Origin of the sequence: Candidatus Protochlamydia naegleriophila, from assembly GCF_001499655.1 — a bacterium.
Taxonomy (GTDB): domain Bacteria; phylum Chlamydiota; class Chlamydiia; order Chlamydiales; family Parachlamydiaceae; genus Protochlamydia; species Protochlamydia naegleriophila.
Map to the genome: position 1 here is coordinate 1,279,885 of NZ_LN879502.1, position 12,087 is coordinate 1,291,971.

At 42.9% G+C, this 12,087-nt stretch carries 14 protein-coding genes; 12 read left to right on the plus strand and 2 right to left on the minus strand.

Annotated elements, in window-relative coordinates:
* Nucleotides 1-150 precede the first annotated feature (150 nt).
* The 12 genes from PNK_RS05215 (at nt 151) to PNK_RS05260 (ending at nt 9,675) form a co-directional block, all read left to right on the plus strand.
* Nucleotides 151-1,167, plus strand: coding sequence for a glycosyltransferase (locus PNK_RS05215; protein WP_051981945.1), 1,017 nt, complete (start codon nt 151-153; stop codon nt 1,165-1,167).
* 120 nt (nt 1,168-1,287) lie between these two features.
* Nucleotides 1,288-1,722, plus strand: a complete 435-nt coding sequence (locus PNK_RS05220) for a globin domain-containing protein (RefSeq protein WP_032125496.1) — start codon at nt 1,288-1,290, stop codon at nt 1,720-1,722.
* 147 nt (nt 1,723-1,869) lie between these two features.
* A complete protein-coding gene (locus tag PNK_RS05225) occupies nt 1,870-2,658 on the plus strand; it encodes an AEC family transporter (protein ID WP_162264031.1) in 789 nt (262 codons plus the stop codon).
* Nucleotides 2,659-3,218: 560 nt separating this feature from the next.
* The gene (locus tag PNK_RS13605) at nt 3,219-3,362 is read left to right on the plus strand and encodes a hypothetical protein (RefSeq protein ID WP_162264032.1); all 144 of its coding nucleotides are present in this window, start codon (nt 3,219-3,221) and stop codon (nt 3,360-3,362) included.
* Between the two features lie 8 nt (nt 3,363-3,370).
* Nucleotides 3,371-3,589, plus strand: coding sequence for a hypothetical protein (locus PNK_RS13610; protein WP_162264033.1), 219 nt, complete (start codon nt 3,371-3,373; stop codon nt 3,587-3,589).
* Between the two features lie 316 nt (nt 3,590-3,905).
* Entirely contained in the window at nt 3,906-4,412 is a 507-nt protein-coding gene (locus PNK_RS05235; RefSeq protein WP_032125499.1) for a DUF4019 domain-containing protein, read from the plus strand.
* Between the two features lie 206 nt (nt 4,413-4,618).
* Entirely contained in the window at nt 4,619-4,756 is a 138-nt protein-coding gene (locus PNK_RS13975) for a hypothetical protein (protein WP_420885358.1), read from the plus strand.
* On the plus strand, nt 4,753-4,941 hold the full coding sequence (locus tag PNK_RS05240) for a hypothetical protein (protein ID WP_059060738.1): 189 nt from the start codon (nt 4,753-4,755) through the stop codon (nt 4,939-4,941). Before PNK_RS13975 ends, PNK_RS05240 begins: the two co-directional genes overlap by 4 nt.
* Nucleotides 4,942-4,962: 21 nt before the next feature.
* Nucleotides 4,963-5,268 carry a DUF4113 domain-containing protein gene (locus PNK_RS05245; RefSeq protein ID WP_059060740.1) on the plus strand — a complete coding sequence of 102 codons (306 nt, stop codon included), beginning with the start codon at nt 4,963-4,965 and terminating at the stop codon, nt 5,266-5,268.
* A 76-nt stretch (nt 5,269-5,344) separates the two neighbouring features.
* Entirely contained in the window at nt 5,345-7,618 is a 2,274-nt protein-coding gene (locus tag PNK_RS05250) for a Tex family protein (protein ID WP_059060742.1), read from the plus strand.
* 315 nt (nt 7,619-7,933) lie between these two features.
* Nucleotides 7,934-9,121, plus strand: coding sequence for a multidrug effflux MFS transporter (locus PNK_RS05255; RefSeq protein ID WP_059060743.1), 1,188 nt, complete (start codon nt 7,934-7,936; stop codon nt 9,119-9,121).
* Nucleotides 9,122-9,132: 11 nt separating this feature from the next.
* Nucleotides 9,133-9,675, plus strand: a complete 543-nt coding sequence (locus PNK_RS05260; RefSeq protein WP_059060744.1) for a dihydrofolate reductase family protein — start codon at nt 9,133-9,135, stop codon at nt 9,673-9,675.
* Nucleotides 9,676-9,729: 54 nt separating this feature from the next.
* On the opposite strand, the gene PNK_RS05265 is transcribed toward PNK_RS05260, so the two are convergent.
* The gene (locus PNK_RS05265; protein ID WP_032125503.1) at nt 9,730-10,356 is read right to left on the minus strand and encodes a DedA family protein; all 627 of its coding nucleotides are present in this window, start codon (nt 10,354-10,356) and stop codon (nt 9,730-9,732) included.
* Between the two features lie 104 nt (nt 10,357-10,460).
* Nucleotides 10,461-12,053 (minus strand): ADP-ribosylhydrolase MavL family protein, encoded by a 1,593-nt coding sequence (locus PNK_RS05270; protein WP_059060745.1) that lies wholly within the window; start codon nt 12,051-12,053, stop codon nt 10,461-10,463.
* Nucleotides 12,054-12,087: the final 34 nt, after the last annotated feature.

The following is a 12,087-nucleotide window of genomic DNA, read 5'->3' on the forward strand; positions in this document are numbered from 1 at the left end:
ATTCAATCTTTAATTTTCAAAAACAGTGTTTAGCGGCTACAAAATCTTTTCGAGCCCTCCTTTTGCGATCTTGTCTTAATCTTCTGCCAGGTGTTATAAGCAAACTCTCACTTGTAAAAGTGAGCCTTCTATCTTTTAACGGGAGAGTCAATGCGTGGTTTAATGGGGATCGTGTGGGTAGTCATGCTTTTTTGCATGCCTAATAGTCTGAAATTGCATGCAAGGCCATTAGAGATCAATCTCTTTAGTGAAAAGAATGGCAAAGGCTTGGAGTCCGACCAAAAAATTATGGAAAAAGTGCTCGCAGAGCTGGGGCATCATGTGCATTGCCGCTATTTGTATGAACCTGCCATTAACCCAAGCAATGTCGATGTAAATATTTTTTTTCAGGTCATTCCCGAACAATGGCTTCCTTATGCCTCTCATAATTGGTTTATTCCCAACCCTGAATGGTACACTCAAGAAAAAGGGTTGTTGGATAGAGTAGATTTGATTTTATGCAGGACGAGAGAGGTGGAAAGAATTTTTCGCTCATTGAGTCTAGAAACGTATTTTTTGGGTTTTACGAGTGTTGATTGCTATAAGTCTGAATACCAGAAAAATTTCTCTCAACTATTTCACTTGTGCGGCCAAAATAGGCAGAAAGGGACGTTGCCACTTGTCAATTTGTGGCAGCAAAACTCGACTCTGCCTCTCCTTGTGTTAGTTGAGCAAATCCACCTTGGGCAGTCCTTTCCGAATTCAAATAACTTATATTTAATTTCACAACGAGTAGAGGAACCGACGCTTAGATTTTTGCAAAACACGAGTGGTATTCACCTTTGTCCGAGTGAAACGGAGGGGTTTGGCCATTATATCATGGAGGCGATGTCTAGCGGGGCGGTTGTTGTGACGACGAATGCTCCTCCCATGAATGAATTCATTACCGATGAGCGGTGCCTCGTGGATGTTGAATCGTCTGCGCCGGAAAGATTGGGAGTCAAGTATTACATTGGTTCAGCCGCCTTAGAAAAGACTCTTCAAAAACTAGCTTCGATTCCCATTCACGAAAAAAGAAGAATGGGATGGGACAATCGCATAAACTTTTTAAAGAAAGAGGCTGAATTCAAAGAAAACTTAAGTCGTCTTTTGCTGCAGATAGGGGAGTCGGCGTGCAGGAGAATGTAAATTTTTTTATTGATAAATACGATCCTTTAATCGTACTCAGACACCACTCTCGATCATAAAGAAGTAGACAAATACTCATCGATTTTGTTAGAATTGAAGTCTAATTTCTTGGAAATTATCATGTCTCAAGAACATCGCTTCTATATACCACCCAGTGGACCGCCGCAAGGCATCACACCCGATTCTCGTATTTATGCTGCTATGGGCGAAAATAACATTTATAAAATGTTAGAAGAATTTTATCTAGAATTAGAGAAGTCTTCCATCCGGCATCTTTTTCCCCCCGATATGAAAGCTGCATCAGAAAGATCAGCTGCTTTTTTTGTATTTATTTTAGGAGGCCCACCTTTATATCAGCAACAGTTCGGCTCCCCTCGCATGCGACAAAGGCATTTGTCTTTTGCCATTGATGAGGAAGCAAGGCAAGTTTGGTTGAATTGTTTTAAACACATTCTCCAAGACGCAGATAAAAAATATCACTTTCCTATGGAATACATGGATAGTTTTTGGCGCTTTTTAGATCAATTCTCGATTTGGATGATCAACACTAAATAAATCAAAAAAAATATGTCTTTTTTTGTCACCCTAGCGGTTAAACTTATACCGCTGTACCTCAATATTTTATTGGGTTACATTGCTGGTAAAAAATTAAAAGCTAATCAGGAAACAATAGCGCAGCTAATGTTTTATATGATTAGTCCCATGATTATTTTTAACGGCGTCCTGTATACCGAGCTTGATGGGCGAGTCTTGAGCCTGCCTTTGCTCACTTTTTCCATTTCTTGCACGCTTTGCATCATCTTTTATCGATTTTCACGCAAAATCTGGACGGATGCTTCCAAAAATATCATGGCATTTAGTGCAGGCTCTGGAGCGACAGGATATTTTGGTGTACCCCTTGCAATGATGATTTTTAATCCGCAAACTGAAGGAGTCTACATCATGGCTCTTTTGGGAGTTACGCTGTACGATAATTCACTCGGTTACTATATCAGTGCCAAGGGGAGCTATTCTCCCAAGGAATGTTTATACAAAATTTTGCGCCTTCCCACTTTATACGCCTTTTTACTAGGCTTGCTCTTAAATGTTTTTCACATTTCAATGCCGGATATTTATCGAGAATTCATCGGACATATTAAAGGCGTGTACGTTGTCTTGGGAATGATGATCATTGGTCTGGGTCTTGCTGGAATGACGCAATTTAAGTTAGATGCCAAATTTGTGGGTATGACTTTTTTAGCAAAATTTTTGGTTTGGCCTTTGCTTATTATCGGATTTGTCACTCTCGATCAGCATGTATTTGGCTTTTACGATGCGCTTACCCACCAGGTTTTAATTCTCTTATCTATCGTTCCATTAGCCGTCAATACGGTTGTTATGGCATCTCTTATTCAATGCCATCCTGAAAAAGCCGCTGCTACGGTTTTGTTGAGTACTCTTTTTGCTCTTTTCTATATTCCCATGATGACAAGTCTTTTCATCAAAATCTAAAAGCTCCGTCCCTTTGGATAGCCGCTTGTTGTGAAGCGGCTCATTCCTTTCTAAATCCTCCGAATAAAATTTTTTAAGCCTTTAATCCAGCTTGGAAGTCATTTTGAAAAGTTCTTGTGGAACGGACTTGTGGAACTTGTGCATAAGATTCTTATTTCAATGTAGATTAAAAAAATAAATTGAATTTATTGACTTGTACTTAGAATCCTGATATGGAATCTTTATAGATGTCCATTTACTAATTTGAAAAATCTGCACCTTAATGCCGCTTTGTTACATGAAGTTTAAAAGCGTGAAAAGAAATCCTGTTTTCTTGGGCTTATCTATCTAATATTTAGTTGTTTGCTGATTTTTATATTGTCATTGAGCGAATTAATCTCCACTCTAAATGGCAGTTAAATAAGTCCACTATGTTGATTTCTTCAACACGAGGTTGCTTTCCAATTGATTGGGGTTAATTTCTCTATTCAAGATTAGCGAGCGCGTGAATATAAATTGCGATTAAATTTAGCTAAAGGAGGAGAATATGTCTTGTCACAATAATTCTTGCGGAACAGATCATGGCTCACAAGCAAGTCATGGAAGTGAATCCTGTTGCCAAAAGAGCAGCTGTTCCTGTTCGTGTAGCTGTTGTCAAAAATCTTCTTGTGATCACGGTCAAAAGCTTTTGGAGCTTGCGAATCAAGCTTGGATGGAGGCTTTAAAAGATTTAATGAAAGAGCAAATCCGTGCCAACGATCACTCGCTTGAAGACTTGGCTAAAATTGTTTGTTGTGCAAACCATGAGCGTTGGCATAACAAAATGGCAGAGCAAAAGGCCGGGATGGAGTATGAACAAAAGCTGAAAAATCTCCTTTGCAGTCATGAAGCGCAGTGCCAAGCAAAACCTTCTTCTTCTCCGGGTAACAATAATAAGCAGGGCAATAAGTAATTCCTTTGAAATTGAGCGATTTCTTTGGTCGCTCTCTTTGGATATTATCGTTGTAAAAGTTTGCACTAATCCGAAGAAGGAAGGGAAGATAGTACTCAAGTAAAGCGAGGCTAGCCTGTTAGTTGGCTTAATATATAAAGTAGCACGCATTTGCTTAGCCACCTACTTTATTCAAGAATTCTTCGGATTGGTGTTTTTTTATATTAGGCTTCTTGCGAAAGGAGTCTAATATAATTTAAAGATGCTGATGAGAAAGGATGTCTTTATTGGAAAATATTAAGATTACTGGGTCTGGATTTTATAAAGAGGAGAAATCATGAATAAGGGCATTTGCTTCACACTAATTACGAGTATTGGAATGGGTTTGATCCATCTTCCTCTTTTTGCCCAGGCCGCGGCACAAACAGTGCCACAGGCAAGTCATTCCACGCAGCAAGCTGCTCCCACAGCAGAGAATAGCCAAGATGAAATGGCTGCTTGGATGATTGAAGCGGCTCAAGTGGCCAAAGATTACGTAGAAGGATTAGATAGAGGGGAGTATGCAAGTAGCTGGCCTAAAGGCGATGTGTTATTTCAGCGGACTATTTCTCAAAAAGAGTGGGTGACAGCACTTGGACTGGCTAGAAAGCGTTTAGGCGGGGTGAAATCGAGAACGTTGAAAGATCAAAGGCCGGCTTGGGATCCTCATGGACTTCCGAAGGGGCCGTATATGGTGGTCGAGTACAACACCTCCTTTGAAAGGGCTCCAAACTCAGGAGAGCTACTAACACTTCGAAGAGGTGCTGACGGTCACTGGAGAGTGCTTACCTATCAAGTTAACTAGTCAATTGCTTTCGCATGGGGGCAGGATGGCACAGCTAGCCTGCCCACCAGTGGGCGTACGAGTTTACTATTCAAATTTCCAACTGTAAGGCGATCTATTGCAAAGGATCATGAACATCTTAGCAGATCATGCTTCCGAGTTGCAGATCTATTCGATCGATGAAGCCTTTTTAAAATTCCCATCTATTTTCTGCAGATATTTTTTCTCTGTGTTTAGAATTCAGGCTGTTGATTAAAAAGTGGATGGGAATTCCCATTTCTTTAGGGATTGCCCACACCCAGACTTTAGCAAAAATGGCCAATAGCCTGGCTAAAAAGCATCGGAGGAAGTTGTTTGTGATTTGACTTCTTCATCCATTCAAAAAGAGATCTTAGAAAATTATCCGATTGGAGATGTATGGAGAATTGGAAGGAGGCTAAAAGAGAAATTGTATGGCATGAGCATCTACAATACCTGGGAGTTTGCTCAGATGAATCCTTCTGCCACTCGTAGAACGATGGAGGAGGCGAGCGGATGCTTTGGGAGTTGAGAGGGGGGAGTTGTTTGGAATTTGAAGAGCTGGCTGCTAAAAAGTATTAACTACTCCCGCTCTTTTGGACGAGTTGGATCTCTTATTGGAAAAAGAGAGTGTTCTCGATTTGTTTTTAGAACCGCCGATCCCAAACGAGCCTCTTTGATGCACACGCTCGATGCATTGAATGCCAAGTTTGGCAAAAACACTATTTTCTTTGGAGCGATGGGAACCGACCTTAGTGGAAAGCCCGCAAAGACAGGTGCTCTTCTTACAATCTCAGCAGTTGGAATTCTCTGGCTATTGCTATGGCAAATTAAAGATTCACATCAGCCATCAGGCTAATTTTCCTGGCTAGTACTAGCCATTTTTGTTCAAACGTGTTAATTTTTTCGATGTTATTTTTAGATAAGGACAACAAATGTCGAAACAAGCCCATCTCTCTTTTATTTCTCAAATTGTTGAAGAACTTGCTTTACCCCATTCTTCGGTGCAAGCTGTTGTGGATTTATTGAATAGTGGAAATACCATTCCCTTCATTGCACGCTACCGTAAAGAAGCCACCGGGAATTTAGATGAAGTCCAAATTAAGACGATCCAAGAGCGCTATACCTATCTGCAGGAATTAGAAGAAAGACGGCAAACGATTTTAAGTTCGATTGAATCTCAAGGTAAGTTGACAGACGCTTTACGAGAGCAAATTTTGGCCTGCAATGTCAAAACAGCCTTGGAAGATCTTTATCTGCCTTATAAGCCTAAAAGGCGTACAAGAGCCATGATTGCAAGGGAAAAGGGGCTTGAGCCTTTAGCGCTTATGATTTTGAGCCAACCGTTGACTGGCAGCTCTCAACAGGCTGCTGCTAATTTCATTAACGAAGAAAAAGGCGTGCTAGATGCTGATTCGGCTCTTGCAGGCGCTTGCGACGTTGTGGCAGAGATGATTGCGGAAGATGCGGCTGTGCGCTCCTATGTGCGCGATGTATTTGCAACTGACGGCATTGTCGTTTCTAAAGTGCGTTTAGATCAGGTGAAAGGGCCGACAAAGTTTGAACAATATTACGATTTTAAAGAAAAAGTGAAAACAATCCCTTCTCACCGCTATTTGGCGATTCGTCGGGGTGAGCGAGAAGAAGTATTAGATTTTTCAATCGAAGTGGATGAAGAGCCTGTCGCACGGCAAATTAAGATGATGATGCGTTTGAATCCCGCTTCTCCATTTAGTGAATCTTTAGCTCAAGCGGCCGAGGATGCTTTCAGACGTCTGCTGTATCCGTCTGTCGAAACAGATGTGCGTTTAGAGCTTAAATTGGCCTCAGATCGTGCCGCGGTGGACATCTTTGCCGACAACTTGCGCCATCTTTTACTCGCATCTCCGCTCGGTGGCAGGGCTGTCATCGGGATCGACCCAGGCATTCGAACAGGGTGTAAGTGCGTTGCGGTTGACGAAACAGGAAAATATTTGAATACGATTACCATTTATCCGTCGCAAGGAGAAAGCAGCCATCTGCAAGCTGAGCGCGATTTATTAAAATTTATCACTCTTTACCACCCTTATGCAATTGCTATTGGCAATGGAACGGCTGGAAGAGAGACTGAAACTTTTGTACGGCAGCTGCTCAAGAAGCACTCTATCACCTCTATGATCGTCGTTCCGGTCAATGAGTCGGGGGCGAGCATCTATAGTGCATCTGATGTTGCGCGCGAAGAGTTTCCGGATTTAGATCTTACCATCCGCGGAGCCATCTCAATTGCACGCCGCTTGCAAGATCCGTTGGCGGAACTTGTAAAAATCGATCCCAAATCGATTGGAGTCGGCCAGTATCAGCACGATGTTCATCAACCCATGTTGCAAGACCAGCTTGTCCACGTTGTAGAAAGCTGCGTGAACCATGTAGGCGTCGATTTGAATACTGCCAGCGCTCCTTTATTGTCGTACGTTTCCGGCATCGGACAGTCCCTTGCACAAAAAATTGTTAAATATCGCGAAGCAAAAGGTGCTTTTAAGAACCGCAAGCAGTTAAGAGAGGTGCCGGGATTTGGCGCCAAGACTTTTGAGCAGGCAGCTGGATTTTTACGCATTCGAGGAGGGGATTATCCGCTAGATGCCTCTGCAGTTCATCCTGAACGCTATGAATTGGTGGAACAAATTGCCAAAGACTTGGATGTCTCTTTACCAAGTCTTGTGGATCATCCAGAACTTGTTTCTCGAATCGATTTAAAACGCTATGTGAATGCCTCTGTTGGAGAATTGACCCTGAAAGACATTGTCCAGGAGTTAAAAAAGCCTGGCCGCGATCCACGCTCTGTTTTTGAGCCGCCTTGCTTTCGCGACGACATTCTTTCCATCCAGGATCTAAAACCAGGTCTTTGTTTAGAAGGCATTGTGACTAATGTGACGGCATTTGGCGCTTTTGTTGACATCGGCGTGCATCAAGATGGATTGATTCACTTGTCAGAGCTTTCCGATCAGTATGTAAATCATCCAAGCGAAGTCGTGAAGACAGGCGATAAAATCAAGGTTGAAGTCTTAACGGTGGATGTAGAGCGGAAGCGCATCTCTTTAACGGCAAGACTTGGACAAAACAGAGTGGCTCAAGCCGATGCACCGCGCGGCGGGGCAAAAGAGCCGTCTCGCACAAAAGCACAGCCGAAGCCAAAGAGCTCGTTTTCTTCCAATCCTTTCTCTGCTCTTTAACGAGTAATAGCGTACTTTGAAAGGATGCCTTGAGCATCCTTTCAAAATTGATTTCAGCTGTCCGCTACTTTGAAAAAAAGCATTGGACAATCCTGATTGAGATAATTTGCAGTTGACCCCTAATGATGGATAGTCTATAATTACTTGAAATGCATCAGCTTGCATTTCTTCTCCTTTCTATTTTTTCAAGTTCTTCCATTTTTCTCATTATTTTCTTGGCACCTTGCTGCCGCTTTTTCCCGAGTAACCGTCTTCTTTTAATGGCGCCTAAGGCGCTTCTCTTAAATCATTTATTCGTTCTAGAAAGGTTTCTTTATGCCCAGATTTTTTATTCCGCTCCTGATTGTATCGATTATTACCTGCTGCATAGAGGTTGAAGTGTCGGTGCCGGGATTTCCCGAAATTGCCAGCTATTTCAAAGTGAGCGATGGAGCGGTCCAACTGACGGTAGCTTATAATTTTTTAGGTTTTTGCTTGAGTTCTCTTGTCTATGGTCCTTTATCGGAAGGTTATGGAAGGAGGAAGGTGATGATTGCAGGTAATGCCCTGCTGCTTTTAGGCGCCCTTGGGTGTGTATTGGCCTCCTCCATGCCAGCGCTGCTTGCGTCGCGCTTTGTGCAGGGAATCGGTGCGAGTACGTCGGCAGTCGTCGTTTTTGCCATGATCGCCGATTGCTACCAGGGAGAGAGGGCGGCAAAATTGATTGGAATCATCAATTCCGTTCTCACAAGCTTGATGGCGCTGGCACCCGTTCTTGGCGGATTTATCAATGAGTGGCTTGGATGGCGCGGCAATTATGCTTGCGTGGCCGCCCTTTCCCTGCTTTCTTGGGGCTTGCTGCTCATGCTTTTACCGGAGACCAAGCATGAGTTAAAACGTTTACGAATGAGGGAAATTGGCAAAGACTTTAAAGCGCTTTTTTCGAGCCCCATTTTTATCGCGTCTGCACTCGCTCCAAGCCTGCTTTATTCAGCTTATCTTTCATTCGTTGCTTGCGCGTCATTTTTGTACATGGAAACGTTTGGATTATCGATCATAGCCTATGCCTTGCATCAAGCAGTCATTGTTGCATCCTTTGCCGTGATCAGTCTGTTTTCCGGGCTCTTTATTCGAAAATTGGGCGGCAAAGGATGCGTGGTGTTGGGGATGGGAACGAGTTTAATGAGCGCTATTTTGATGGTTGGGGCAGGATTGTTAGTTCCTCATTCACCTTATGCGATGACAGTTTTGATGACCCTTTTTTGCATTGGTTTTGCAATAAGCTATCCGGTCATTTTCGCTTCTTCGCTCGAAATTTTTCCAGGCATAAAAGGAACAGCCTCGTCAGCTATCATGAGCATGCGCGCTTTGTTAAGTTTTGCTTTGATAGGGCTTATGAGCTACTTGTATGATGGACGTTCATTGACTGTTTCACTCGTCATTTTATTGGCTATTTTGATAGGATCGATCTTTGCTGTTCAATTATTGAAAGCAAATCAATTCGAAAAAAAGATGATGGCTTGAGGAGAAGAAAGATGAATCAGCAAGAGAGGCCAAAGGTCTCTGTCTATATTGCAGCTAGCATAGATGGCTACATAGCCAGGGAAGGGGGAGAAGTCGATTGGTTGGAACAGGTTCATATTGGCAATGAGGACTATGGCTACGCTCTTTTTTTTGCAAGCATCGATGTTCTGATCTTGGGAAGAAAGACATATGAATTTGTGGCTAACTTAAATGAATGGCTCTATCAAGGCAAGAGAGTCATTGTCATGAGCCGTACCCTGCAGAACGTTTGCGAATGTGCAGAACTTTTTCAGGGAGAACCTCTCGAATTGCTACAGCAACTTAGTAAAGAGGGAGTCAAGCATTGCTGGGTAGATGGAGGAGTAACCATTACAGAGTTTTTACGGCAAGGACTTGTCGATCAGCTGATTGTATCGATGATTCCAACCTTACTTGGATCTGGGATTCCTCTTTTCAACCGCGTAGGAAAAGAGATTCCCTGCTGTTTAATTGCCTCGAAGTCCTATCCGAGCGGTCTTGTGCAGCTGGAGTATGAAGTTGGCAAGCAAGGTTGAATGCTGAGGGAATGAAGATTGTTTAATATCTTCATTCCCTTGATATGCAATCACTTAATTATTAGATGAGTTGTTTTTTTTTCTTTTGATGTACAGATAGCTTAAGTAGGCTGCAATGGCTAGTACGATCAAGAAGATGCTGGTTTGATCACCGAACTCCAGCCTGTGGAAGAGCGATAATCCGTAATCGCCAAAGAAGTAGCCGATAGAAAGAAATGTAGTGACCCAAAAAAGGGCTCCGCTATAGGCAAAAAGGGCGAATTCTTTAAATTCCAAGCGCGACATACCAGCTGAAACACCCGTAAAGTGCCTAACGCCCGGAATAAAATAACCGATAAATAAGGTCCATTTTCCGAAGCGTTCAAACCAGTCGTGCGCCTTATCGATATGCTTTTGCGTCACTCCAAACCATTTGCCGGCATGGTGAATGAAGTAATCCCCGGCTGTGCGTCCGATTAAATAGCTTGCGGTTATTCCACAAATGCTTCCGCCAAGCGCAGCGATAAAGGTCTCGGTGATTGGCAAACTTCCAGTTTGCATTAAAATGCCGCTAATCACTAAGAGCGTCTCTTCTGGTACAGGAAATGCAATAATACCCAAAGCTAGTAAGGCAAAAATGGCCAAGCTGCCATATTGCTCCAGCCATGGTGATAGGGCTTCAATATTGACGATAGCATCCATAATTCTGAATCTTCTCTAATATGCTTTTTGTATCAGGATTGATTTGATCTTTAAATCCGATACAAGAAATTAAATTAATGATGCTCAAACCCTAGTAGGGGCTACTAGGTTTGATTTTTACAAATAAACAGTTTTTTTGATGTCAGGCTCTTATTGATTAAAGGGTTCTGCAGCTGCGGGATGGTGGAGCAGCAGGCAGCTGCCGGATCCCCGGATGCAGAGAGTTGGCCGTTCCAATATTCGTTGCCAGGGTAGGAGTTGCTATCCCAGGCGTAAGAGGCCACAATGAGTTTTCCGCTATCTTCTCCAAGCAATTTGTCGGCGGGATTGCGTTTAGAAAAATGAAGGTTGATCTTATTTAATCCAGCTTCGAATGTGTTTAAATGGCCCACTCCTCCGCAAGTCAATCCTTGGGGAAACCAGCTAAAATCTAAGTCGGCGATGAAGGGTAAATGGTGCTTGGATAAAATATCAGCATAGACATCTAGCATGAGTTCTGCCTGTTTTGGGGATACTTGCCAGACTCCTAAACCGAGTCCTACAGCATGCACATAGGCCATTTTATTGCTGTCTGAGGCGCGTTGATTGGCCTCTATTAGAAATGGTTCTATTACTAGACGCATTCTTTCTTTGTAAACAGCCACATTTAAATAGGTGTTCTGATCGATTCTCAAGAACTTGCCAGTGCCATCGTTTTGTGCTTCTTCAAAGGTTGGGAAAGGATGTCCATAAAAGGCAGACCATAATTTTAGGTAAGGATGGGCTGAATTGTGAGTACCATAACCTTTCTCTGTTGTATTTTGAGCAGCCGTAATCAACATGTGCTGCCACTCCATTCTTTCTGGCCTTTCAAAACGAGCTCCGACTAAGCCTACGTAAATGCCACTGTTTTCATGCGATTGGGAAGATGAAGCAATGCCTCGATTATTGCGGGCCCCGTTGTTAATAAAGTGGGTGGGGGTAGAAACGCCTAAAAAAGCTGACAGCTGCATCTCGTCGTATGAAAGGTACTCATTTAAAGTAAGGGGAGCTTTTTCGGTCTCTGTCCCGATCGTTTCAAATTGCCCATTTCCTCTTGTTTGCCCGTCTCTTAGTAAGTAGCTGTCTGAAGGCAGCAAAAAGGCTAAAGGCCGTTTGATTAATAGGCGGTCGATGAGGGCCTGAACATTCATCGTTGCATAAAGTGCTTGTTCGACCGAGCTCCCAAACTGTTTTTTGTAATTTAAAAAGTCATCCATTAGCTGTACGACATTTTCGTGTAGAATGGGTCTTGTCTGATTGGCTTGTGCTACAATCTCTTGTTCGAGGGCTAGTCCTTGTGCGATGAGCGTCTCAATGCGATTATCGGCCGTTGGTAAGGGGTGATAGGTTTCGAAGGATTGGGTATTGAGAACGAGCTCTTGAAAGGTTATGGGCGAGGAAGGAGAAAGAGAAGTTGTTTGCGAAGCTTCGCTTGTTGGAATAAAGGGTAGCGGGCCATGATAAACTTCATGGATCCTGGATTGTAAGTGATTGGATTCAGAAGGTCTCGAGTAAAAGCGGTACTGGCTTAATGGACGGCAATAATAGATGCCGATGGCTAAAACGACCAGAACGAGAGAGGTGATCAAGGCAATCGTCTTGTCTTGTCTTGTTAATACTCGAGAAAATGAGTCGAGCGATTGTTGCGCTAGGTTTGAAAAATTAATTGAAATCATGAAGTTGGGTAGTTGGATTGTGCCGCGATTGATG